The organism is Primorskyibacter flagellatus, assembly GCF_048268605.1.
GTDB lineage: Bacteria > Pseudomonadota > Alphaproteobacteria > Rhodobacterales > Rhodobacteraceae > Primorskyibacter > Primorskyibacter flagellatus.
Genome location: NZ_JBLWVF010000005.1, coordinates 157921 through 182506, shown reverse-complemented (window position 1 = coordinate 182506; position 24586 = coordinate 157921). Strand labels below are relative to the sequence as shown.

Sequence of the window (24586 nt, the reverse complement as noted above, 5' to 3'; positions counted from 1 at the left end):
AGTCAATCGCAGGGGCAGTTATGGCTGAGTTGAAGCATATCGAGGTGCGCGGCGCGCGCGAGCATAACCTCAAGAATATCGACGTGGACATTCCGCGAGACCAACTGGTGGTGATCACCGGGCTGTCGGGCTCGGGCAAGTCGTCGCTCGCCTTTGACACGGTCTATGCCGAAGGGCAGCGCCGCTATGTGGAATCGTTGTCGGCCTATGCCCGGCAATTCCTTGATATGATGCAGAAACCAGATGTGGATCATATCAGCGGTCTCAGCCCCGCGATCTCTATCGAGCAGAAGACGACCTCGAAGAACCCACGCTCGACCGTTGGCACGGTGACCGAGATTTACGACTATATGCGTCTGCTGTTTGCCCGGGCCGGTACGCCCTACAGCCCTGCAACCGGCCTGCCCATCGAGGCGCAACAGGTGCAGGACATGGTCGACCGCGTGATGACGATGGAGGAGGGGACGCGGGCCTACCTTCTGGCCCCGATCGTGCGCGACCGTAAAGGCGAATACCGCAAGGAATTCATAGAGTTGCGCAAGCAGGGTTTCCAGCGTGTCAAGGTCGATGGCACCTTCTACGAGCTGGACGAACCGCCGACACTGGACAAGAAGTTCCGCCACGATATCGACGTTGTGGTTGACCGTCTGGTCGTCAAGGAAGGTCTGGAGGTGCGTCTGGCCGACAGTTTCCGTACCGCGCTGGACCTGGCCGATGGCATCGCCGTGCTGGAAACCGCCGTCAGTGAGGGCGAGCCGGAGCGAATGACCTTCTCCGAGAAATTCGCCTGTCCCGTCAGCGGCTTCACGATCCCCGAGATCGAACCGCGCCTGTTTTCGTTCAACGCGCCGTTCGGGGCTTGCCCGGAATGCGACGGGCTGGGGGTGGAACTGTTCTTCGACCCCAATCTGGTCGTCCCCGACACAACGCTGAAGATCGGCGACGGGGCACTGGCACCGTGGCGGAAGGGCAAATCGCCCTATTTCACACAGACCATCGAAGCCATTGCCAAACATTACGAATTTGACAAATCGGCCAAGTGGAAGGATCTGCCCGCGCATGTACAGCAGGTTTTTCTGTACGGGTCCGGCGAGGACGAGATCCCTTTCCGTTACGACGAGGGTGGCCGTGTCTATCAGGTTGAGCGGAGCTTTGAAGGCGTCATTCCGAATATGGAGCGGCGCTATCGTGAAACGGATTCCAACTGGATCCGCGAAGAATTCGAGCGTTATCAGAACAACCGGCCCTGCGGCACTTGCGGCGGATACCGCCTGCGCGAAGAGGCACTGGCAGTGAAGATCGGGCCGTCCGATGGCAAGCCAGAGGACTTGCTGCATGTCGGGCAGGTCGTCCAGATGAGCATTCGCGAGGCGTTTGACTGGTGCGAAGCCGTGCCGGGCCAACTGACCGCTCAGAAGAACGAGATCGCCCGCGCCATCCTCAAGGAAATCCGCGAGCGGCTTGGCTTTCTGAACAATGTGGGTCTCGAATATCTGACGCTTTCGCGCAACGCAGGCACGCTGTCGGGTGGCGAGTCGCAACGGATCCGCTTGGCCAGCCAGATCGGTTCTGGCCTGACGGGGGTGCTCTATGTTCTGGACGAGCCGTCGATCGGTCTGCATCAGCGCGACAATGACCGGCTGCTTGGCACGCTGAAAAACCTGCGCGATCAGGGCAATACGGTGATCGTTGTCGAACATGACGAAGAGGCCATCCGCGAGGCGGATTACGTCTTTGATATTGGTCCCGGTGCCGGTGTTCACGGCGGGCAGGTGGTCAGCCGCGGCACGCCCGAGGAGATCATTGCCGATCCTGCCAGCCTGACCGGGCAATACCTGTCAGGCGCGCGCGAAATCGCCGTGCCTGAGGCGCGTCGCAAAGGCAACAAGAAGAAGCTGAAGGTCGTCAAGGCCACCGGCAACAACCTCAAGAACGTGACGGCGGAATTTCCGCTGGGCAAGTTTGTCTGCGTGACCGGCGTGTCAGGTGGGGGCAAGTCCACGCTGACGATCGAGACGCTGTTCAAGACGGCCTCGATGCGGTTGAACGGGGCACGGCAGACGCCTGCACCGTGTGAGACGATCAAGGGATTGGAACATCTCGACAAGGTGATCGACATCGACCAACGCCCCATCGGGCGGACGCCGCGATCCAACCCTGCGACTTATACCGGCGCGTTCACGCCGATCCGTGACTGGTTCGCCGGGCTGCCAGAGGCCAAGGCGCGCGGCTACAAGCCCGGTCGGTTCAGTTTCAACGTCAAGGGTGGCCGCTGCGAGGCCTGTCAGGGTGACGGCGTCATCAAGATCGAGATGCATTTCCTGCCCGATGTCTATGTGACATGCGAGACCTGCAAGGGCGCGCGTTACAACCGTGAAACACTGGAAATAAAGTTCAAAGGCAAGAGTATAGCCGATGTTCTTGATATGACGGTTGAAGACGCTCAGAGCTTTTTCAAGGCCGTGCCGTCGATCCGGGACAAGATGGACGCGCTGGCCCGTGTCGGGCTTGGTTATATCAAGGTCGGCCAGCAAGCGACGACGCTTTCGGGCGGTGAGGCGCAGCGGGTGAAGCTGTCCAAGGAACTGTCAAAACGCTCCACGGGGCGCACGCTGTATATTCTGGACGAGCCGACCACCGGCCTGCATTTCGAGGATGTGCGCAAGCTGTTGGAGGTGCTGCACGAGCTGGTCGATCAGGGCAACTCGGTCGTGGTGATCGAGCATAATCTCGACGTGATCAAGACCGCCGACTGGATCATCGATATTGGCCCCGAAGGCGGCGATGGCGGCGGCGAGATCGTGGCCACGGGAACCCCCGAGAAGGTTGCGGAAGAGCCGCGCAGTCACACGGGGCATTACCTCAAGGGTATGCTGAGCGCCCGTAAGGTGGCGGCAGAGTAGGGCACTGCTACCAGTCGCTGCGATCAATCGAGGATCGCAGCAACCGCACCGATCAGGTCCAGCACCTCGCGTGTTTCACGGTCGACCCGCAGCACCTGATCGCCCACGCGGTAGTAGGTGTCGCTTGGGTCCAGCCCATAACGACCCGGTTCGCGGATGATTATGTAATCGCCGCGCCGCACGACCTCGCCGACGCGGTAATGGTAGCGGTCATGATCGTCATCCCGAATGCCTTGCTTCTTCGCAAGTCCGGGTGGGACGCAGGCCGGGCTCTTCTTGGCCAGTCCTGGGGGGCACGCCTTCGGCCCGGCAAGTCCCGCAGGAGCCGTGCCAACCGTCATCAATCCGGCAAGCATGGCAATGGCAGCAAGTTTCATGTGCATGACTGTTTCTCCAGAGTCGTTCCAAACGCCAATGCGCCGGTATCCAGAAATGTTCCAGCTGTTTCAGTTTCGCGCGCGGATCCTTGCCGTCATGCGGCGGCGACTTGCCTACTTGGTCTTGCAGGTGTTGATGCCGAGCAGCGCATAGGGCGGGCAGGAGCCCATGGCCGCCGTCGCCAGCATCGCCACGCCGACGACGCCCGCAATCCAAGCCCAACCGCCCGTAAGCGACGTGAAGACCAACAGCAGCAGCACGACGCCCAGCACGGCGCGGATCATCCGGTCGGTCTGGCCCATGTTTTTCGCAAGCATTTTCTTTTCTCCAATGAAGGTTTCATTCGAGGCTGAGCTTAACGACATATACAATTCGCGGAATATGACACAGATCAACTCCGCGCGCGTTTCTCGAATCGCGGCAGCATGGCAGAGAAATCCTTGCCTCTGCCATCCTCGTCCTCGACAAACCGCTTGTAGAGTTCCAGTGCGGCCGCGCCCATCGGCGTGTCAGCATCCGCCGCATCCGCAGCCTGCTGCGACAGGCCAAGGTCTTTCAGCATCAGTTCGGCCGCAAAACCTGGCAGGTATCCGTTATCGGCGGGTGATTGCGGACCAACCCCCGGTGCCGGACAATAGGCGTTCATCGACCAGCTATAGCCTGAAGAGGTGGAGACAACGTCGAACATTGCCTCGCGCGCAAGACCCAGCTTGTCGGCCAGCGCGAAGGCCTCGCATGTGGCAATCATGGTGACGCCTAGGATCATGTTGTTGCAGATCTTCGCGGCCTGCCCGTTGCCCGACGGACCGCAATGCACCGCTTTCTGGCCCATGACCTCGAACAGTGGCGCGGCCTTGGCAAAGCCTGTGTCGTCCCCGCCCACCATGAAGGTCAGCGTCCCGCCCGCAGCTCCACCGACCCCGCCGGATACCGGCGCGTCCAGCGCTGACAGGCCCGCCGCCTGCGCCTGCTCGGCCACGGCGCGCGCACTGTCCACATCGACAGTAGAGCAATCCAGAAACACCGCGCCATTTGTCATGGCCGGGATGATCTGGTCCGCGACATCGCGCAAAATCGCGCCACTGGGCAGCATGGTGATGACGACATCGGCCCCTGTTGCGGCCTCCGCGGCGCTTTTCGCCACTGATGCGCCCTCGGCCGTGGCACCCGCCACGTCAAAGCCGATCACATCATGTCCGGCCTTCACAAGATTGGCGGCCATCGGCGCGCCCATATTGCCCAATCCGATAAACCCGATCTTCATGCGTTAATCCTTTCCGTCGAAACTCAATACGTCAGCGCCCAGCGGTTGCAACATCTGCGACACCTCATCCGCAGGCACGCCGTCGATATTGTGCCGCCAGTTCGGGTTGCGATCCTTGTCGATGATCGCGGCGCGGATCCCTTCCAGAAAATCGCCGTGTTCCATGATGCGCCAAGAGACGCGATATTCAAGCGCCAACGCATCCCGGACCGTCAACGGCCCGGAACGCAACCGGCGCAGCATTTCCAGCGTCAGCGCCATCGACAACGGGGATGATCGCATCATGGCCTTGAGGGTCTCGGCGGCAAAGGTGCTGCTGTCCTGACGCAGCGCTGCTACGAGATCGGCAAGCGTATCTGTACTGAACAGCGTGTCGATCCGCGACTGGTGCCCGGCGAGTGTGCTTTCCGGTGCGGGACGCGACGCCGCTGAGATTGCTGTGATGTCGCCGCTCTGTTCAAGCGTCGCGATAAGCTGGGGCCACGCATCCTCTGGCACGAAAGCGTCGGCAAATCCCGCATGGATCGCGTCGCCCGGACCCATCCGCGCGGCGGTCAGGCCAAGATATTCGCCAAGCCTGCCCGGCGCGCGCGCCAGAAGGCAGGACCCGCCGACATCCGGCACAAAGCCGATACCGCATTCGGGCATGGAGATTCGGCTGCTATCGCCCACGATCCGGTGCGAGGCATGCCCGCCCAGACCGACACCGCCGCCCATCGTGAAGCCCTGCATCAGGCTGACGACAGGTTTGGGATACTCGGCAAGCGCCGCATTCATCCGGTATTCGTCATGCCAGAATTGCCGCCCATAGGCGTAGTCGCCATGCGCCCCGGTACGGTACATCTCGGCAATATCGCCACCGGCGCAGAACGCCTTGTCGCCTTGCCCGTCGAGGATCAGCAGGTCCACGTTCGGATCATCGCGCCAATCCTCCAACGCTTTCGCGATGTCGAGACACATGTCATAGGTCAACGCGTTCAGCGCCTTCGGGCGGGTCAGGGTGATCCGTCCGGCGCGGCCTTCGCGGCGGATGTGACTGTCCATGCTCATGCCCGCTCTGCCAACATCTGACGCGAGATGATCAGGCGCATGATCTCGTTCGTGCCTTCGAGGATCTGATGCACGCGCAGATCGCGGACGATCTTTTCGACTCCGTAATCGCCGAGATAGCCATAGCCGCCATGCAGTTGCAGGCATTGGTTGGCCACATCAAAGGCCGCGTCGGTGACGTAAAGCTTTGCCATGGCGCAGAATTTTGTGGCATCGGGTGCCTGATTGTCCAGCTTCCACGCGGCCTGACGCAGGAAGATCCGTGCCGATTGCAGCGCGACCTCCATTTCCGCCAGCCGGAACTGGAGCGCCTGAAACCGGTCGATGGTCTGGCCGAAGGCCTTGCGCTCGCCCATATAGGCCAGCGTCAGGTCCAGCGCGTTTTGGGCGCCACCAAGCGCGGAGGCCGCGATGTTCAGACGGCCGCCATCCAGCCCCGCCATCGCATAGGAAAAACCGCGCCCCTCTTCGCCGATCAGGTGGTCAAGCGGCACGGTGCAATCGTCGAATTGCACCTGGGCGGTGGGTTGCGCGCGCCAGCCCATTTTGTCCTCCAGCCCGCCAAAGCTAAGACCCGCTGTGCCATCCTCGATCACGACGGTCGAGATGCCCTTTGGCCCGTCTTCGCCGGTGCGGACCATGGTGATATAGGCGTCTGAATAGTCCGCGCCCGAGATAAAGGCCTTGGTGCCGTTCAGCACATAGCCCTCATTCGTCTTGTTGGCACGGGTCCGCAGGGCAGACGCGTCAGAGCCTGAACCGGGCTCGGTCAGGCAATAGCTGAACAGTTTCGACATGGTGCAGAGGTCAGGAAGCCATTTCGCCTTCGTCTCTTCACTGCCGAACTTGTCGATCATGCCGCCGCACATATTGTGGATCGACAGGAACGACCCCACGGCGGGGCAGGCCATCGCCAGCGCCTCGAAGACCAGCGTGGCGTCAAGCCGCGACAGACCCGATCCACCGAAATCTTCGGACACATAAATGCCGCCGAGGCCAAGTTCCGCCACCCGCGGCCACAGATCCTTGGGAATGGTGCCCTGTTTTTCCCAGTCGCGCGCAAAGGGTGCGATATGTTCCTGCCCGAAGGCGCGTGCCATGTCGAAAATGGCGGTCTGTTCCTCGCTCAGCGCGAAATCCATGATGTCCCCTCCGGCGGTAGTGAATTGAACGAATGGTTAATTCGGGTTTGTTGCAGGAGTGTTTCGAGTGTTCAAGGGCATGTCCCAATGATCTGGCTGCCTTCCGATCAGAAAACGTGTCGCCATTTCCGGTCCCCGTCAAAGCCCTTCGTGGAACTCCTCGACCAGATGGGCAACCACGGCGCGCATCTGCCCTTCGTGGTCCTTGCCGTCCGCTTTGGCTGTCGCCAGCACCTCGCGTTGCCGGGTTGATGATGTTCCATCCGCGGCGATGCGGCGCAACTGTTCGATGTCTCGCATGCATTTCAGGGTGCCTGCGTCCTCTTCGACAAGCGCGATCAGTTCATCGACCAATTCGTGAAACGGGACGATTTCGCCCCGGCCAAAATCAATCAGCCCTTCGGTGACGCCGTAGCGCTGCGCCCGCCAGCGATTTTCGCTGATCAGGAAGCGATCATAAATTCGCCAGCGTTGGTTCTTGACGCGAAGCCGCCACAGCATCCGCAGCAGGCATTGGTTCAGTGCCGCCAGCGCCAGCGTGTCCTCAAGCCGGGGCGACACGTCCATGATGCGCGTTTCCAGCGTTGGAAACTGTGCGGAGGGACGCAGATCCCACCAGATTTTCGAGATATCTTCGATCACGCCCAGTTCTATCAGGACATCGACAGAGCGTTGAAAATCCTGCCAGCTTTCGAATTGCGGGGGCAGGCCGGTGCGGGGCAGGTTGTCAAAAACAGAGATGCGGTAAGACGCCATCTTGGTGTCCTGCCCCTGCCAATAGGGCGAAGAGGTCGACAGCGCCAGAAGATGCGGCAGGAAATACGACATTTGCCGCATCAGATCCGCCCGCAGCAGATCGTCGTTCAATCCGACATGCACATGGCAACCGCAGATCAGCATACGCCGCGCCACGCCGCCGAGATCGCGCTCCAGTGTGTTGTAGCGGTCCTTGTCAGTGTGGCTTTGGGTCTTCCAGTCGGCAAGCGGGTGGCAGGACGCGGCGATCGGGGCCAATCCGTATTTGCGCGCATGTTTCGACACTGTGTTACGCAACCGTTTAAGGTCCTCGCGCGCCTCGCCGGTATCGGCGCAGACCTTGGTGCCGACCTCTATCTGACATTGCAGAAATTCGGGACTGACCTGATTTTCAAGCTCTGACATGCAAGCATTCATCAGCCCGTCTGGCGCTTCGGCCAGCGCATATGTCTCCAGGTCAACGAGCAGGTATTCCTCCTCGATGCCGATGCTGAAGGCGGGTTCTGTCACAGGCTGCCCCTCTTGATCGCTTTGCTCAGTTGACCAGAGCATGCCGGGCAGGGCAAGCCTCGCGCGAACGCCACATGGCGAAAGGGCGGCCCGTGAAGTCGCCCTTTACTGGTCATTTATCTGGCGTCAGGCGCGGATCAGTCCATCGCCTTGAAGTTGAACTCTCCGCCGTCCTTGATGCCAGAGAACCAGCGCGCCGTGACGGTCTTGGTCTTGGTGTAGAACCGGAACGCATCGGGGCCGTATTGGTTGAGATCGCCAAAGGCCGATTTCTTCCAGCCGCCGAATGTGTGGTAGCTCAGCGGCACCGGGATCGGGAAGTTGATGCCGACCATGCCGACATTGACCCGGTGGGCAAAGTCGCGCGCCGTGTCGCCATCCGCCGTGTAGATCGCTGTACCGTTGCCATAGGGATTGTCGATCACAAGGTTCAGCGCGTCCTCGTAGGTCTCGGCACGCACGGTGCTGAGGACGGGGCCGAAGATCTCTTCCTTGTAGATGTCCATATCGGGCGTCACGTTGTCAAACAGTGACGGACCGACGAAAAAGCCATCCTCATAGCCTTGCAGGCTGAAGTTTCGCCCGTCGATGACCAGCTTGGCGCCCTGATCCACCCCGGAATTGACCAGCCCTTCGATCCGCTCTTTGGAGGCGGCGGTGATGACAGGGCCATAGTCCACATCGTCGCCGGACGTGTAGGGACCGACCTTCAGCTTTTCGACGCGCGGAATCAGGCTTTCCATCAGCCTGTCGGCGGTTTCCTCGCCCACAGGCACGGCAACAGAAATCGCCATGCAGCGTTCGCCCGCCGCGCCGAAACCTGCGCCCACAAGCGCGTCGGCGGCCTTTTCGATGTCAGCATCCGGCATGATAATCATGTGGTTCTTGGCACCGCCGAAGCATTGCGCCCGCTTGCCATTATTCGCGGCACGGCCATAGATATACTGGGCAATCGGAGTCGATCCGACAAAGCCAACGGCCTGCACGGTGTCGTTGTCGAGGATCGCATCCACGACTTCCTTGTCGCCATTGATGACCTGAAGCACGCCGTCGGGCAGACCGGCCTCTGTCAGCAACTCGGCCAGACGCAGCGAGGTTGACGGGCAGCGTTCGGACGGTTTCAGGATCATCGCGTTGCCGCAGGTCAGGGCAGGGGCCATTTTCCACAGCGGGATCATCGCGGGGAAGTTGAACGGCGTGATGCCGGCAACCACACCCAGCGGCTGGCGCATGGAATACAGGTCAATGCCGGGGCCACCATCATCGGTGAACTCGCCTTTCAGCAGCGACGGCCCGCCCATGCAAACCTCGACGACTTCCAGCCCGCGCTGCACGTCACCGCGCCCATCGGGCAGGGTCTTGCCATGCTCGCGGCTGACCAGTTCTGCCAGCTCGTCCATATGCTCGTTGATCAGCGCGCCGAATTTCATCATCACCCGCGCGCGGCGCTGCGGGTTGGTGGCACCCCAGGCCTTCTGCGCCTCTTCGGCCTTGGCAACGGCATCGTTCAACTCTTCGACGGTCGCCAGCGGCACCTTGGCCTGCACTTCGCCCGTGGCCGGGTTCATCACATCGGCAAACCGGCCCGACGTGCCCTTGACGTGCTTGCCATTGATATAGTGGCTGAGTTCCTGCATCCGATATTCCTCCTTGGATCCGAGATTGCCGCCACAATAGTCTTGCAAAAATGCGGAAAGAAGGCCCAATTTGCCAAAAAGACATTGCAGAAATGCAGAGGGGGACAAATGGCGCAGGGCTGGGACGATATGCGGATCTTTCTGGGGGTCGCGCGCGGCGAAAGCCTGTCGGCGGCGGGGCGCGTCCTGCGGATGGACCCCGCGACGGTAGGGCGGCGGATCTCGCGGCTGGAGCAAGACCTCGGTGCGCCGCTTTTTGTCAAGTCGCCGCTGGGCTATGCGCTGACAGAAGCAGGCCAGCGCTTGATCACCCATGCGGAACGCGCGGAGCAGGCGATGCAGGCGGCGCAAGAGGCCGTGACGGGCGGCACCGGTGCGCTTTCAGGTCAGATTCGCATCGGTGCACCGGATGGCTGCGCAAATTTCCTGCTGCCGCAGGTCTGTGCCGAAATTTCCAGCGCCAATCCCGATCTTGAGATCCAGATCGTCGCCTTGCCCCGCGTGGTGAATCTTTCCAAGCGCGAGGCGGACATGGCCATCGCCGTTAGCCCGCCGCAAACCGGGCGGCTGAGCGTGCAGAAAATCACCGATTACCAACTGCATCTGGCAGCGTCACAGGATTATCTGGACCAAAACGGGCCGATCGAAACCACGCAAGCGCTGCGCGGACATCGGCTGATCGGCTATATTCCCGACATGATCTTTGACAAGGAATTGGACTATCTGGATGAATTCGGCCTGACCCGCGTGGCGCTGGCGTCCAATTCGGTCTCGGTCCAGTTTCACTGGGTGCGGCAGGGGGCGGGTCTGGGCGTGGTGCATGACTTTGCCATTCCGTCCACATCGAATGTGCGCCGTGTTCTGACCCATGAGATCTGGCTGACCCGCAGCTTTTATCTGATACGCCATGCTGACGACCGAAAGCTGGAACGGATGAACCGCCTTGCCGCAGCACTGGCGGACGGATTGCGCCGCGAGGTCGCACGTCTTGAAGCACTGACTTGACAGCTACGTCTGTTCTGTAGACGCTGAAACCATTGCAATTTTGTGCGGAGGCTCGCCACATGCTCGTCCACCAGATCCTTAAAGCCAAAGGTGATACCGGTGTGGTTACAATCAAGCCCGGAACCAAGGTTTCCGAAGTGACGCATTTGCTTGCAGAGCGCCGGATCGGCGGTGTGATCGTGTCATCCGATGGCAAGGCGGTCGAGGGTATCTTGTCAGAGCGCGACATCGTGCGGACGCTGGCGCTGAAAGGGGCGTCCTGTCTGGATGAAGAGGCTCGGGAGATGATGACTCGCAATCCGTCCTGCTGCGGACCGGGCGATCAGGCCGATGACATTCTTCAGCGCATGACGGACGGTCGATTCCGCCATATGCCGGTGACACAGAACAACGAGCTGATCGGAATTGTCACCATCGGCGACGTCGTCAAGGCACGCCTGCAAGAACTGTCGATGGAAAAAGACGCGCTTGAAGGCATGATCATGGGGCATTGATTTCGCTTTTTTCTTGCATTCCCGTACGCAATAATATTGCGTGCGCGGCAGGAAAAAAGAGAGAAATCCCATGCGCATCGGCCTGTATCCCGGCACTTTCGATCCCATCACGATGGGACATATCGACATTATTCGCCGAGCTGCCGTCTTGGTTGACAGGCTGGTGATTGGCGTCGCCATCAATCGCGACAAGGGGCCGCTGTTTTCGCTTGAGGAACGGGTAGGGATGATTGAGGCGGAATGCGCGTCCTTGTCGGAACAGACCGGGACAGAGATCGTCGCTCATCCCTTCGAGAACCTGTTGATCGACTGTGCCAGTGACGTCGGCGCGCAGGTGATCGTCCGCGGTTTGCGGGCGGTCGCGGATTTTGAGTATGAATATCAGATGGTTGGTATGAATCGCGCGCTAAACAGCTCTATCGAGACGGTGTTCCTGATGGCAGACGCGCGGCATCAGGCGATTGCCTCAAAACTGGTGAAAGAGATTGCGCGATTGGGAGGGGATGTACGCAAGTTCGTCACACCTCCGGTGCGCGATGCGCTGATATCCAGGTTCGATCAGGGATGAATATCTTGCGTCTGACTGAATAAGATATTGAAATCTATATGCTCTATAACGTCACAGCGCGGTGCCGGTCAAAGCGACGTCGGTGACGTATACCCACGCTAGGCTTCGGAAATCTCTGATCTTGTGCATCCGTGTCGAGGTCGGGCATCCTCTTGCAAAAGGAAACGCCCCGGATTTAACCCCGAGGCGTTTCGTTCATTCTATCAAAGCTGTCGCTTAGATGAACTTGCCCATCGCAACGGCCGTGTCGGCCATGCGGTTGGAAAATCCCCATTCGTTGTCATACCAGGTCAGGATGCGGCACATGTTGCCGTCCATCACCTTGGTCTGATCATAAGCAAAGGTAGAGCTGTGCGGGTCATGGTTGAAGTCAGAGCTGACCAGCGGCTCATCCGTGCCTGCCAGAATGCCCTTGAGAGGACCGGACGCGGCCGCCTTGCGGATCGCTTCATTGATCTCCTCGACTGACGTGTCGCGATCCGCTTCGAATGTCAGATCGACGACCGACACGTTGGGGGTGGGAACACGGATGGCGACGCCGTCCAGCTTGCCGTTCAATTCCGGCAGAACCAGACCCACGGCCTTGGCCGCGCCGGTCGAGGTTGGGATCATCGACATGGCCGCAGCGCGTGCGCGGTACAGATCCTTGTGCATCGTGTCCAGCGTCGGCTGGTCACCGGTATAGCTGTGCACCGTGGTCATGAAGCCGCGCTTGATGCCGATGGCGTCGTTCAGAACCTTGGCGACGGGTGACAGGCAGTTGGTGGTGCAGGACGCGTTCGACACGATCAGGTCAGCCGCGCTCAGCGAATCGTGGTTCACACCGTAAACGATGGTCTTGTCTGCATCCTTGCCGGGGGCAGAAATCAGAACGCGGCTGGCACCGTTTTCCAGATGCGCCTGACAGGCGTCCTTCGAGGTGAAAATCCCGGTGCATTCCAGTACGATGTCCACGTCACCCCAGGGCAGGTCGGCGGGGTTGCGCATCGCAGTGACCTTGATCGGGCCACGGCCCACGTCAATCGTGTCGCCATTGACGGTCACGGTGCCGGGGAACCGGCCATGAACGCTGTCATAACGCACCAGATGGGCGTTGGTCTCGACAGGGCCGAGATCGTTGATCGCGATCACCTCGATATCGGTACGACCGGATTCTACGATGGCACGCAGCACATTGCGTCCGATCCGTCCGAACCCGTTGATAGCAACTTTGACTGTCATGTCTGCGCTCCTTGATTTGGCGTAATCTTTGTTAGCGGTAACAACCGCACCTGAGCAAAAAAGTCAACCGGGCTGTCACCACAGGTTTCCTTACCCTAGCGCCAGAAGGCAAGCCAATCGATCAGGGTTGCGAATTTTCTCGCAAGAAAAACGAGGCCAATGCCGTCGTTCAGGACCACATCCACGCCGATGCAGGCAACCAGTATGATACCAAGGATGATGGAAAGCGTATTGGTCATGCCAGCCTTGTCGTCGTTTAGCAGTTCGGGCGCGGGCAGCCAGGCCCCGAAAACGGGATGGCAGATGGCTGCGTTGCTGTCACGTTCTATTTGCGTCTTCGCTAAACGCAAAACCGCCCAGCTGGCACGGGGCCGACCGGGCGGAAAACATGATGCTGACCTCTTGAAGGATTAGTGCAGCAGGCGACCCATGCAGGCGGCCACGTCGGCCATGCGTGCCGAGAAACCCCATTCATTGTCGTACCATGCCAGCACACGGACGGTGCGCCCCCCCACAACCTTGGTCTGGTCGGGTGCAAAGATGCACGAATGCGTGGTGTGGTTGAAATCTATCGATACCTTGGGGGCGGCATCATAGGACAGCACGCTGCCCATGCGGCCTGCGGCGGCCTCTGCCATGACCTCGTTCACGTCATCGACGGTGACATCGCGGCCTGCCTCAAAGGTCAAATCCACGGCCGAGACGTTCGGTGTGGGGACGCGAAGGGCGGTGCCATCCAGACGGCCCTCCATTTCCGGCAGAACCTCTGCCAGTGCTTTGGCTGCGCCGGTGGAGGTGGGAATCATCGCCAAAGCGGCGGCGCGGGCGCGGTACAGGTCATCGTGACGCCGGTCCAGCGTCGGCTGATCGCCGGTATAGCTGTGGATCGTGGTCATGATGCCGCGCTCGATGCCGATCGCCTCGTGCAATACCTTCGCCAGCGGGGCAAGGCAGTTGGTTGTGCAGGACCCGTTGGAGACCATGCGCTCGTTTGCCAGAAGGTCGCGGTGGTTGACGCCGTAGACCACGGTGCGGTCAACATTCTTGGCAGGCGCTGAAATGAGGACTTTCTTGGCGCCGCGTTCCAGATGGACCGAGGATTTCTGCCCGTCGTTGAATTTTCCGGTGCATTCCAGAACCACGTCGCAACCGGACCAGTCCAGTTCTGCCGGGTCGTAGGTCGAATAGACCTGCATCGGGCCACGGCCCAGATCCATCGTGTTTCCCTCGACGTGGACCTCACCGCCAAAGCGGCCATGCACGCTGTCATAACGCAGCAGGTGAGCGTTCGTCTCGATCGGGCCGGTGGCGTTGATCTTGACCACCTGAACGTCGTTGCGCGCGGCCTCTGTGATATGGGCAAGGGTGCTGCGGCCAATACGGCCAAATCCGTTGATGCCAAGTGTCACGGTCATGGGGCGGTTCCTGTTCAGCGGTCGGGTTCCCCCGGCTATAGCCACCAATACTGCGACCGCAAAGGTAAAAAACGTTTTTTGGCAATGTGTTAGCGTTAAACGTGACAAGCGGGCACATGGTGGCGCTAACCGTTTTCGCAAACAGGCCAGAACGGATGACCGGCTGGGCAAGCGGCGGGTATCAGGAAATCTTGCGCAGCAGCCTTAGCAGGGTTTCGCGTTCCTTCTCGCGCAGCGGTGCAAGCGTGGTCTCACTGACCTCCACCGCAGCGGCGACAGCCTTGTCAATCAACGTCGTCCCGGCAGGAGTGAGCGACACGAGATGGCGGCGGCGGTCATCAGGGTCGGGGCCGACCTGTAACAGCGACCGTGCGATCAGCCGGTCGACGACACCTTTCGTGGTGGCCGCATCCATCGCCACGGAGCGGCCCAGCAGGTTCTGCGAAGCGGGGCCGTTCTCGGCCAGCCTGAACAGAACCGCGAACTGCATCGCCGTCAACTTGCCCGGCACCAGAGCCGCGAAGAGGGTGGAGTTGCGCTGATAGGCCCGGCGCAGAAGAAAGCCGATCTGGTCGTCCAGCACATAGCCATGGCCTCCGTTGGCCCCATCGACATTGTCCCGACTCATGCCAGCCTCACGGCGGCTACGATCGGGTCAGACCGACAGATAGGCATCACGGATTTCCGGATGGGCTTCAAGCTCGGTAAAGCTGCCGTCGAACTTCTTTTCGCCGCCTTCGATGATGATCGCGCGGTCCGCCACGGCGCGGGCGAAATGCAGGTTCTGTTCAGAGATCATCACCGTCAGCCCTTCGGATTTCAGCTTCAGAATGGTCTCTGCCATTTCCTCGACGATGACCGGCGCGATGCCCTCCGACGGTTCATCCAACAGCAGCAGCAGTGGATTGCCCATCAGCGTGCGTCCGATGGTCAGCATCTGCTGTTCGCCGCCGGACAGGTGCTTTCCGCGATTGGTGCGCCGCTCGGCAAGATTGGGAAATATCTCGAAAAGCTGTTCCATCGTCCATTCCGGGGCACCGTCTCGGGGCGGCTGACGGCCGACTTCGAGGTTTTCCAATACGGTGAGATCGGTAAAGATGCGGCGGTCTTCGGGGACATAGCCCAAGCCCGCCTTGGCCACCCGAAAGGCAGGTTTCCCGATCAGCTCCTGCCCCTGAAAGCTGACCGATCCCTGACGTGGGCGCACAAGCTGCATCACCGATTTCATCGTCGTGGATTTGCCCGCGCCGTTGCGGCCCAGCAGGGCAACCACCTCGCCGCGCGGCACGTCAAAGCTCAGCCCACCAAGGATATGCGCCTTGCCGTAATAGCTGTGGATGTCGTTGACGTTAAGCATTCCGCGCCTCCGCAAACAGCGTGCCGCCACCCAGATAGACCTCTTGCACACGGGCGTCGTTGCGGACTTCTTCGGCGCTGCCTTCGGTGATCAGCTCGCCCCGGTTTAACACCATGATGTGATGCGAATGGGCAAAGACCACATCCATGTCATGTTCGGTGAACAGGACCGAAACACCCTGATCGCGCACGATGTCCGCCACCAGTTGCATCAGCGCAATCCGCGCGCTGGGGGCCATGCCCGCCGTGGGTTCATCCATCAGCAAAAGACGCGGACGGTGACATAGCGCGATCGCCAGTTCCAGCCGCTTCAGATCGCCATAGGCCAGAACAGAGCAGGGACGGTCGGCCTGATCTTCCATCTCCACGGTTGTCAGGAACTCGAATGCCTCGTCGCGGTAGAGCCGCCAGGCGCGCGGGGCGATGGCATATAGTTTGCGATGATGGCTCATCAGCGCCATCTGCACATTCTCGATCACGGTCATCGACGGATAGGTGCCGGTGATCTGGAAGGTGCGCCCGACGCCGCGCCGCCAGATCTCGCGCGGGCGCAGGCCGGTGATCTTCTTGCCGTCCAGCCAGACAGTGCCTGCGGTCGGTTTCAACTGACCCATCAGCATATTGAAACAGGTGGATTTGCCCGCTCCGTTGGGACCGATCAGGGCTTTCAACTCGCCTTTGGCCACGGAAAAAGACACGTCGTTGACGGCAAGAAACCCGTCATAGCTTTTCTTCAGGTGTTCAACGCGCAGGATTTCGCTCATTTCGTCACCTCGCTTTCGGTGCCGCGTATCCGCGTCCAGAGGCTGCGCAGTGAACCAACGATGCCTTCCGGCGCGATGATGACAACGGCGATGATGAGCAGCCCAAGCAGTAACCGCCAGTATTCCAGCCGTGTCAGCCAATCCTCAACCACTGTCATAAAGCCCGCGCCGACAACCCCGCCGGCAAGCGTTTTGACGCCGCCAAGGAAGACCACGATCAGTGCGTCGAAGCTTGCGCCGATCTCCAGTTCGGTCGGAAAGACCGAGCCTTTGGAAAAGACGAAGATGCCGCCCGCAAGGCCCGCCATCGCGCCTGCCAAGGCAAAAGCCGCGTATTGGATGCGCTTGACGTCGATGCCAGTCGCCTCGGCCTGTCGTGGGCTGTCACGTCCCGCGCGCAGGGCATAGCCGAACGGCGCGTGGATGACGTGACGCAGAAACAGGATGCCGCCGACACCAAGTGCGAGGGTGAAGTAATAGTAAGCCGCCGGGTTGTTCAGCCAGTCGGCGGGCCAGATATTGACCAACCCGTCATCGCCGCGCGTCACATCACGCCACTGGAAGGCGAGGCTCCAGACCAGCTGCGAAAACGCCAGCGTCAGCATGGCGAAATAGACGCCCGTCAGACGGATGCAGAACCAGCCGATGCCAAGCGCCAGAAGGCCGGCGGCGAAGGGCGCGAACAGAAAAGCCAGTTCCATGCGCGTGTCGGTGTGAAACACCAGCAGCGCCGCCGCATAAGCGCCGCCACCGAAGAACGCGGCATGGCCAAAGCTGACCAGCCCGCCGGTGCCAAGGATGAAGTGCAGCGACGCGGCGAATAGCGCGAAGACGATCATGTCGACGGTCAGTGTCAGCACGAATTGTTCGGCAAGGAGCGGCAGGGCGGCCAGTACGATCAGCAAGCCCGCCACCAGCATCTTGCCGACACGGCCATAGGGACGGATCGGTGTTTCGGGCGCGCCCACTTGCCCGTGCTCGCCCGCGACTTCCTCGCGCCCCAACAGGCCGTAGGGCCGCACGATCAGCACGATGGCCATGACCACGAACATCAGCACCAGCGTCGATTGCGGCAGGTAGGTCACGCCGAAGACGCTGAGGACAGAGATCAGAACGGCGGCGATGAACGCACCGGGCAGGGAGCCCATGCCGCCGATTACCACCACCACGAAGACCGCCCCGATGATGTTGAAATCCATCAGCAGATCCGCGCCACCTTTGGGCAGTTGCAATGCGCCGCCCCAGCTGGCAAGGGCAGACCCAAGCGCGAAGACCCCGGTGAAAAGCCACGCCTGATTCACACCCAGAGCGCCCACCATCTCTCGGTCCTGCGTGGCCGCGCGGACCAACACGCCAACACGCGTGCGGGTGATGAGATACCACAAGGCGAACAGGATGAAGGGCGTGATGGCGATCAGGATGATGTCGTATTTCGGCACCGGCTCTCCGAAGATGCGCCAGACGCCGCGCAGGCCGGGGGCGCGCGGGCCAAGCCGGTCCTCGGCACCCCAGATCATCAGGGCGAGGTCCTGAATGACGAGGATCACGCCGAACGTGGCGACAAGCTGGAACAGCTCCGGTGCGCGGTAGATAGGCCGCAAAACCACCATTTCCACAAAGGCACCGATTGCGCCAACCGCAACGCCGGTCAAAATGATTGCGCCCCAGAAGCCAACGGCGCCCGGCAAAACCTCCATGAGAGTAACGCCCACGAAAGCACCCAGCATGTAGAATGACCCATGCGCGAAATTCACGATCCGCGTGACACCGAAGATCAGCGACAGGCCGGAGGCGACGAGAAAAAGTGCTGCGGCATTGGCAAGCCCGGTCAGGAACTGGGCGAAGAAGAAGGCCATGTCGGTCCTCTGTCTGACGGGGAGAAGGCAGTCTCGGCGGCAGATGGACGCCGAGGTGGAGGCCCCGGGTCAGGCCCGGGGCGGGAAGCGCACCGCTGAGACGGAAGGATACCTGCCCCGGACTTGATCCGGGGCCTTGCGGCCATGCGCCTGCGGATCACTCGGCAGGACGCATTGCGCGGATTTCGTCGTCAGTGGGCATATAGGGCGCGGGATCTTTGTAAGACCAGTCCACCATCACGCCCTTGCCGTCCTCCACCGCAAGCGTGCCGACATAGGCCCCCATGGTCGACTGGTTGTCTATCTCACGGTAGCTGAGCAGGCCAATCGGCGTATCCTCGATCTCCAGCCCCTCGAAGGCAGCGATCAGGGATGCGGTGTCTGTTGCGCCCGCTTTTTCGATCGCGGCGGCAATCGACAATACGGTCATGTAGCCCACCAGCGACCCGATCTTGGGTGTCTCGCCTGTCGTGTCCATATAGGCGTCGACAAAGACCTTGCCGGGCGTGCCATCCTCAAGCGCGTACCAGGGGTAGCCGGTTACGAACCAACCTTCGGGCGCTTCATCCCCAAGCGGATCAAGGTATTCCGGCTCGCCGGTCAGCAGGCCGTAGACATTGCGACCATCAAACAGGCCCCGGTCGCCGCCGTCGCGCACGAATTTGGCAAGATCGGTGCCGAAGGTAACATTGTAGATCGCGTCAGGCTTGGCGCGTTCAAGCGCCTGCACCTCAGCGCCTGCGTCGATCTTGAACAGTGCAGGCCATTGTTCGGCGACAAACTCGACGTCAGGCTTCAACCGCAGCAGGTTTTCCTTGAAGGCGGCTACGGCATCCTGCCCGTAGGCATAGTTGGGGGCAATGGTGGCATAGCGCAGGGCGTCGGTCTTCGCGGCCTCTTCCGCCAGCATCGCGGCCTGCACCCAGGTAGAGGTGCGCAGCCGGAAGGTCTGCGGATTGCCGGAGGCCCAGACAAGGCTGTCGGCCAACGGTTCCGACGCGAGATACAGATAGCCCTTTTCTGCGGCAAAGGATGACAGCGCCAGACCGACATTGCTGAGGATCGTGCCGGTCAGCATCACCGCACCGTCGCGGGTCATCAGCTCTTCAGCGATCTTGATCGCTTCGGCCGGATCGCCCTGGTCGTCGCGGAAGATGAACTCCAGCGGCTTGCCCAGTACGCCGCCCTTGGCGTTGACCTCTTCGACGGCCAGTTCAATGCCAAGCTTGTAGGGTTCGGCAAAGGCGGCAAGGCGCTTGTAGTGGTTGATCTCGCCGATCTTGATGCTGTCCTGCGCCAGCGCAGCCACCGGGGTCAGCATCGCAATCGGGGCAAGCGCCGTGGCCATGGCAAGCAGGGTGCGTCGCGTGAAGGTCATGGGGTCGGTCTCCTGTTGGTCGGCAGGCCTAGGGCTGCCATTTGGTCCGGTCTGACGCCGGTCAATCGTGGTAGACAAAGGCGGGCGAAATGTTGCCCGCCAGATCTTCGGTACGTTCCAATTCCAGAAGTTCGCTTATCCGTTTGCGATAGACAAGCGGTCCCTTGTCGATGGCGATGCGGATGGGGCGTCGTTTGGCCGGGCGGAGCTCTTCTTCCTGCACGGCCTCCAGGATCGCCTTGTCCTCGGCAAACGCCTTGCGGAACATCGCGTCCATCGTGGCCTCTGCATCCGCGTCGTCAAGTGCTGTGTTGCGCACATGCATCCAGCGGTCGATGGAGGTCGTCTCGGTCACCGGCGTGATGAAATGCAGGGCAAAGATGCGCACGCCGCGATCCCGCTCATCCTCGGCGATGGCATCCTCGACCGGGGCGGACCCGAAATCGATCACCGCCGTGCAGGGGGTATAGAGGTAGTAGTAATGCCAGCGGTCCACATTGCCGGTGAACCCGCCGAAGCCCTTGAAAAACCCGATGGGTTCGGCATCGCGGATCCAGCGCCAGGCGACAATGGCCTCGCCTTCGGTCTGGACATGCACCGGCACGTTTTCCGACGCGGCATTGCCCAGTGTGGTGGGGTGGACAAAGCTGACATGCGCAGGATCGACAAGGTTTTCCGCGACGTTGAGGTAATTCGACTTCAGATACAGCGCGTCACCGTGATGGGTGGCCCAGCCGGGATCGCTGAATTGCGGCAGGTCAAACACCTTTTCGGTATCGGCCTTGTCCGGGTCGCCCATCCAGATCCAGACGATGCCGTAGCGTTCGAATGTCGGGAAGGCCAGAACATAGGCGCTTTTGGGTTGGTTGGTCTGACCGGGCACGCGGATACAGGCACCCGAACAATCGAATGTCAGCCCGTGATAGCCGCATTGAATGTCGTCCCCGATGCGCTTGCCCTTGGACAGTGGCAGCAGCCGGTGCGGGCAGCGGTCTTCCAGCGCCACGACGCCGCCATCCGATTTGCGGTACATGACAACGTGATCTCCCAGAATGGTAAAGCGGCGCAGCTCGTCGTCTATCTCTGACGACCAGCCCGCGACATACCAGGCATTGCGTATGAAATTGCCCATCTGTCTGCCTCCGTCCTTTCCTTAGCGCAGCCCGTCCGTGCCCAGCACCTCTGCATGGGTCAGCCCGCCGACCCGTGGATTGGGCCTGCCCCCTTGTTGCAGCGCCACGGCCACCACGATTTCATTCGCGCGCGGCGCGTCGGGCAGTTCCAGCCGCACTCCATCAAAATGGCTCCGGACATAGGCCGCATCCTTGTGGCCCAACGGCACGTCGATCACAGCGCCCGGACCACCCATCGCCTTGGACGAGGGCACCAAAGCCTTGCCGCCGCCCAGCACCTCGCGCAGCGGTGCGCCAAGCTTCGGGTGCAGCAGGGCTGCGGCATGTTCCAATTCTCCGGCCTCTCCGACAAGTGCGGCCTTGCCGTAGCCCTGCACGTCACCCGCGTCACATCCAAGCGCAACAAGCGCCTCTTCGCCCAGACGTTGCCCAAGCTCGGCGCCTGTCTGGATCAAGTCGTCCAGATCCTCTGCGTAGCGCCCGGCGAAGGGGTTCTCGATCACGGCCGCGGCGAGGGCACGCCGCGCAGGTGGCAGGATTTCCTGTCCCATCTCGCGCCGAGTCTCCTCGACCAGAGTGATGATCCGGCGCAACTTCACCGCAAGCCGTCCTTGCCCGCCACGTCTTGTGCTTTCAGCCCGCCGACGCGGGCATGGATGCGCGGGCCGGTGGTCATCACCAATACCAGCAGGATCTCGTCGGCCTTGGGCGCGTCGTTCAGCCCGACCTCCATCGCGTCGAAATGCGAGCGCACATACGAGGCGTTGGTATGGGTCACCGGCACGTCCAGACGCGCCCCCGGCGCGCCGACCTTCTTGGTCGACGGGACGATCGCCATGCTCTCGGCAATCTTGTCGCGCATCGCGTAACCGCCGGGGACATGCCACAGCGCGCCATGCTCCAACTCTCCATTCGTGCCGACGATGGCACCCTTTCCGTAGCCTTCAACCAGCGACGCATCGCCGCCAAGCGCGTCGATGCAGTGCTGCGCCATCTGAATGCCCAGCGGTTCGAGATCCTTCATGAAGCCTTCGATCTCTTCGACATAGCGACCGGCAAAGGGGTTCGCGATGACCGTCATGCAGGCCGCGCGGCGCAAGGGTGTCTCCGGCGCGGGCCCGCCTTCGTGGTAGATCGTCTCGACCAGTGTTGCGGATTTGCGGATCTGCGGTTCAGGCATGGGTCAGGTCCTTCTGGCGGCTGTTCGCGCCGTGTATGGCCGGGTTTTCGGGGTTTGTCACGGCACGGCCCAGCACCACCCGCTCTGCCTGACAGGTCAGGCAGGCAGCGGCGATCAGCCCGTCCGCAATATAGCGTTGCGCAAGGTTCGATCCGTGGGCAAGCGCGGTTTGTCGGTCGCGCAGGGGCAGGGGGCCGACATCGGTCGTCACAAGCCGCGCGCCAAGGTCGCTGTCCGGCGACAGGCTGTCGGCGCGCGCGCGGGAAACGCCGGGATGGCCGGGCAGATCGACGGCATTGGCGATCAGCGTCGCCGCAGCGTCTGCGGTGGCCGCGTCTGCGGCCAGAACCGTCACCGCATCGGCAATGCCCAACGAATGCGACCGCCCGCGCCAGCCAGAGGTCGCCACCCCGCCGATCCCGTCATCCGGCCCGATCACGGCCCGCGCGCCCATGTGGCGCATCAGCGGATCCTCGCAGATCGCCAGCCGAAACGGCGCCCCCGACGTCCAAAGCGCGATATCGCCACCGTTATTGACATGGGCATGGGTCAGTCCATGCTCCGGCATCAGCAGCGCCGCGAGCAGATGATCGGCAACAGATCCGGCGACGGCGGCCATCGGCGTGATGAAAACGTCCGGAAAGCGCGACACGGCCCTCTGCATCCGCGTTGCCACCTCGCCCTGTGGGGCCGGACCCGCGGACGCGCGCAACCGGGGCAGTTCTGCGACCAGATCCTCCAGCAGCGGCTGGAACGCGTCTCGGGCGCGCAGATATGCGGCGCGGATCGCATCTTCTGGCCCCTCTGCGCAGATGATCACGTCAATCGGCCCGTGGGTCAGCCGCAACCTGCCATCCGGCAAAAGATGCGCGCGGGCGGTCTCAGCCCAGTTCATGGCTTGCCCGCCCGGCCGACCGGCCATGGCGCGCAGGATTTGCGTGGCTCTGCCCGTTGCCCGGAAAGCTGGTGGTCATTCTGCCGACTATGCACACCGCGCAAGGCATCCTCCAGCGGCATGACATAGTCCATATGGCCGCCCAAGGCCGCGTAATCGGTGGCGCTCATGGTGAACTCGATCGGGGCCACAAGGGCTGGCGTTGGCACATAGCCAAACGCGTTCGTCGGCATCTGCGTGACATCCGCCATGAAGGTGATGCCGCCGCCCGGCCACATGAAAACCGGCGCACCGCCACATGTCACCCGTGTCAGCCGCGATTGCACCGAACGCGTCAGGCTGACCGGGTTTTCCGTCACGCCGGAGCGTAGCGAGCCGCCGGCCCCCGCCATGAACAGGACAGAGGCCAGCGATGGTTCGCAATTCTCCTCGATCCGGCGGACGGAGGGGATCAGCCGGGTCGGCATTTCCTGCTGCACCGGCACCAGATCGTCGTTCAACTCGTAATAGGCCGCGTTCTCGCCGGTGGTGGACACCATCAGCAGCGACAGGCCGGGGCGGGCCTGATCCGGCTTCCAGTCACCAAGGATGGTCAGCGGATCGGTAAGATCGGTGCCGCCCCAACCGGTGCCCGGCTCTGCCACCTGAAAATAGCGTCCGGGGGTGGACCGACGGCCCTTGATGCGAATGCCCGAAGGGGCCCAGCCGATGACCTTGCCGGCCTGATGCTCGGACATGACGCCGGTGATGTGATCGTCCACCACCACGACCTCGTCCACCAGACCTTGCCATTGCGCGGCGAACATTCCCACGGTGGCAGAGCCGCAGCCGACGCGCATCCGCTCTTCTTTCTTGCCATCGACGATGGGGGCCTGTCCGGCCGTCACCTCCAGGTCCGCGCCGCCGTCGATGGTCATGGCGACAGATCCGCCATTGCACAGCGCCAGAAGCGACGCGCAGGTGACACGGCCCTCTTTCTTCGATCCGCCGGTCAGGTGGTTGACCCCGCCAAGCGACAACATCTGCGAGCCATATTCCGAGGTGGTGACATGGCCGATCACCTCGCCCTCGGCCCGGACGGGCGCGCATTCCGACCCCAGATGCCGGTCCGTGTCGATCTTCACCTTGGCACCGCAATAGGAAAAGATGCCCTCGGTCACGACGGTGATCATATCGGCATCGGCGGTCTTGGAGGCGACGATGAAGGGCGCGGGCTTGTAGTCGGGATAGGTCGTGCCGGACCCCACCGCGGTAAGGAACGTCTCCTCGCCGGTCAGCAGATCGCCATCCCATTCGCGGTCCAGAAACGGCACCACAGGCGCGTCGTCGGCGCGGTTTTCCAGAATGGTCAGCGGATCGAGACGGACCAGCGCGCCGCCCTCATTGGCGTAGCGGTCGCAGGCACCGGACCGGCCGTCGGCGATGTAGCACATCACCGGGCAGGCGTCGCAGCGGATCTTCTCGGGGCGATCCGTCCGGCTGCGCGGGGCGGTAGGCTCGGTCACGTCATTTGCTCCGATCTGGGGACTGGCGCGGGATCGCAGCCCGACAGGTTGTTTGTATACGAACGCACAAGAGCGGTTTGCGAGTCAACTGATTTGGCCACTCAAAGCGCGTCTCACCGTGGTGACCGGCGTTTTGGGGTCTGTGGTTTTGTCGTCAGGGACGGGCATATGGCGCA

24 protein-coding genes are annotated in these 24586 nt (G+C 61.6%); 4 read left to right on the top strand and 20 right to left on the bottom strand.

Annotation, left to right across the window (positions count from 1 at the left end; genetic code table 11):
- The first annotated feature begins 20 nt into the window (after positions 1–20).
- Positions 21–2903 (top strand): excinuclease ABC subunit UvrA, encoded by a 2883-nt coding sequence (uvrA, locus tag ACN0WV_RS08480; protein WP_417605029.1) that lies wholly within the window; start codon positions 21–23, stop codon positions 2901–2903.
- Positions 2904–2926: 23 nt separating this feature from the next.
- On the opposite strand, the gene ACN0WV_RS08475 is transcribed toward uvrA, so the two are convergent.
- From ACN0WV_RS08475 to ACN0WV_RS08445, 7 genes are all read right to left on the bottom strand, one after another.
- Positions 2927–3286 carry an excinuclease ABC subunit A gene (locus ACN0WV_RS08475; protein WP_417605027.1) on the bottom strand — a complete coding sequence of 120 codons (360 nt, stop codon included), beginning with the start codon at positions 3284–3286 and terminating at the stop codon, positions 2927–2929.
- A 108-nt stretch (positions 3287–3394) separates the two neighbouring features.
- The gene (locus tag ACN0WV_RS08470; protein ID WP_084350146.1) at positions 3395–3598 is read right to left on the bottom strand and encodes a YgaP family membrane protein; all 204 of its coding nucleotides are present in this window, start codon (positions 3596–3598) and stop codon (positions 3395–3397) included.
- A 74-nt stretch (positions 3599–3672) separates the two neighbouring features.
- On the bottom strand, positions 3673–4545 hold the full coding sequence (gene mmsB / locus ACN0WV_RS08465) for a 3-hydroxyisobutyrate dehydrogenase (RefSeq protein ID WP_084350145.1): 873 nt from the start codon (positions 4543–4545) through the stop codon (positions 3673–3675).
- Positions 4546–4548: 3 nt separating this feature from the next.
- Positions 4549–5595, bottom strand: coding sequence for an enoyl-CoA hydratase/isomerase family protein (locus tag ACN0WV_RS08460; RefSeq protein ID WP_235866510.1), 1047 nt, complete (start codon positions 5593–5595; stop codon positions 4549–4551).
- Positions 5592–6737, bottom strand: a complete 1146-nt coding sequence (locus ACN0WV_RS08455) for an acyl-CoA dehydrogenase family protein (protein WP_417605024.1) — start codon at positions 6735–6737, stop codon at positions 5592–5594. The genes ACN0WV_RS08460 and ACN0WV_RS08455 overlap by 4 nt, the downstream gene beginning before the upstream one ends.
- A 138-nt stretch (positions 6738–6875) precedes the next feature.
- Positions 6876–8045 carry a carboxylate-amine ligase gene (locus tag ACN0WV_RS08450; protein ID WP_417605022.1) on the bottom strand — a complete coding sequence of 390 codons (1170 nt, stop codon included), beginning with the start codon at positions 8043–8045 and terminating at the stop codon, positions 6876–6878.
- Positions 8046–8140: 95 nt separating this feature from the next.
- The gene (locus ACN0WV_RS08445; protein WP_084350317.1) at positions 8141–9640 is read right to left on the bottom strand and encodes a CoA-acylating methylmalonate-semialdehyde dehydrogenase; all 1500 of its coding nucleotides are present in this window, start codon (positions 9638–9640) and stop codon (positions 8141–8143) included.
- Between the two features lie 108 nt (positions 9641–9748).
- On the opposite strand from ACN0WV_RS08445, the gene ACN0WV_RS08440 reads away from it, so the two are divergent.
- The 3 genes from ACN0WV_RS08440 (at position 9749) to coaD (ending at position 11707) form a co-directional block, all read left to right on the top strand.
- Positions 9749–10645: a LysR family transcriptional regulator gene (locus ACN0WV_RS08440; RefSeq protein ID WP_417605020.1), complete on the top strand. Its 897-nt coding sequence runs from the start codon at positions 9749–9751 to the stop codon at positions 10643–10645.
- A 59-nt stretch (positions 10646–10704) separates the two neighbouring features.
- Positions 10705–11139, top strand: coding sequence for a CBS domain-containing protein (locus ACN0WV_RS08435; protein ID WP_417605018.1), 435 nt, complete (start codon positions 10705–10707; stop codon positions 11137–11139).
- A 70-nt stretch (positions 11140–11209) separates the two neighbouring features.
- Positions 11210–11707 (top strand): pantetheine-phosphate adenylyltransferase, encoded by a 498-nt coding sequence (gene coaD, locus ACN0WV_RS08430; protein ID WP_084350139.1) that lies wholly within the window; start codon positions 11210–11212, stop codon positions 11705–11707.
- 216 nt (positions 11708–11923) lie between these two features.
- Here the strand turns inward: coaD and gap (ACN0WV_RS08425) are convergent, their stop codons facing one another.
- The 13 genes from gap (ACN0WV_RS08425) to ACN0WV_RS08365 all read right to left on the bottom strand — a co-directional run bounded on the left by gap (ACN0WV_RS08425) (position 11924) and on the right by ACN0WV_RS08365 (position 24338).
- Complete coding sequence (gap, locus tag ACN0WV_RS08425) at positions 11924–12928, bottom strand: type I glyceraldehyde-3-phosphate dehydrogenase (RefSeq protein WP_084350138.1); 1005 nt, start codon at positions 12926–12928, stop codon at positions 11924–11926.
- Positions 12929–13023: 95 nt separating this feature from the next.
- The gene (locus ACN0WV_RS08420; RefSeq protein WP_417605016.1) at positions 13024–13278 is read right to left on the bottom strand and encodes a hypothetical protein; all 255 of its coding nucleotides are present in this window, start codon (positions 13276–13278) and stop codon (positions 13024–13026) included.
- A gap of 60 nt (positions 13279–13338) precedes the next feature.
- Entirely contained in the window at positions 13339–14343 is a 1005-nt protein-coding gene (gap, locus tag ACN0WV_RS08415) for a type I glyceraldehyde-3-phosphate dehydrogenase (protein ID WP_417605014.1), read from the bottom strand.
- Positions 14344–14524: 181 nt separating this feature from the next.
- The gene (locus ACN0WV_RS08410; RefSeq protein WP_417605012.1) at positions 14525–14971 is read right to left on the bottom strand and encodes a MarR family winged helix-turn-helix transcriptional regulator; all 447 of its coding nucleotides are present in this window, start codon (positions 14969–14971) and stop codon (positions 14525–14527) included.
- A 27-nt stretch (positions 14972–14998) separates the two neighbouring features.
- A complete protein-coding gene (locus ACN0WV_RS08405; RefSeq protein ID WP_084350134.1) occupies positions 14999–15700 on the bottom strand; it encodes an ABC transporter ATP-binding protein in 702 nt (233 codons plus the stop codon).
- A complete protein-coding gene (locus ACN0WV_RS08400) occupies positions 15693–16463 on the bottom strand; it encodes an ABC transporter ATP-binding protein (protein ID WP_417605010.1) in 771 nt (256 codons plus the stop codon). Before ACN0WV_RS08400 ends, ACN0WV_RS08405 begins: the two co-directional genes overlap by 8 nt.
- Positions 16460–18319 carry an ABC transporter permease gene (locus tag ACN0WV_RS08395; RefSeq protein ID WP_417605008.1) on the bottom strand — a complete coding sequence of 620 codons (1860 nt, stop codon included), beginning with the start codon at positions 18317–18319 and terminating at the stop codon, positions 16460–16462. Before ACN0WV_RS08395 ends, ACN0WV_RS08400 begins: the two co-directional genes overlap by 4 nt.
- Positions 18320–18476: 157 nt before the next feature.
- Positions 18477–19697 (bottom strand): ABC transporter substrate-binding protein, encoded by a 1221-nt coding sequence (locus tag ACN0WV_RS08390; RefSeq protein ID WP_417605006.1) that lies wholly within the window; start codon positions 19695–19697, stop codon positions 18477–18479.
- Positions 19698–19758: 61 nt separating this feature from the next.
- A complete protein-coding gene (locus tag ACN0WV_RS08385; RefSeq protein WP_417605004.1) occupies positions 19759–20829 on the bottom strand; it encodes an aromatic ring-hydroxylating dioxygenase subunit alpha in 1071 nt (356 codons plus the stop codon).
- A gap of 21 nt (positions 20830–20850) precedes the next feature.
- On the bottom strand, positions 20851–21429 hold the full coding sequence (locus ACN0WV_RS08380; protein ID WP_417605002.1) for an amino acid synthesis family protein: 579 nt from the start codon (positions 21427–21429) through the stop codon (positions 20851–20853).
- Entirely contained in the window at positions 21426–22010 is a 585-nt protein-coding gene (locus tag ACN0WV_RS08375; protein WP_417605000.1) for an amino acid synthesis family protein, read from the bottom strand. Before ACN0WV_RS08375 ends, ACN0WV_RS08380 begins: the two co-directional genes overlap by 4 nt.
- Positions 22003–22905, bottom strand: coding sequence for a UPF0280 family protein (locus tag ACN0WV_RS08370; protein ID WP_417604998.1), 903 nt, complete (start codon positions 22903–22905; stop codon positions 22003–22005). The genes ACN0WV_RS08375 and ACN0WV_RS08370 overlap by 8 nt, the downstream gene beginning before the upstream one ends.
- Positions 22902–24338, bottom strand: a complete 1437-nt coding sequence (locus ACN0WV_RS08365) for a 6-hydroxynicotinate reductase (protein ID WP_417605108.1) — start codon at positions 24336–24338, stop codon at positions 22902–22904. Before ACN0WV_RS08365 ends, ACN0WV_RS08370 begins: the two co-directional genes overlap by 4 nt.
- Between the last annotated feature and the right edge of the window lie 248 nt (positions 24339–24586).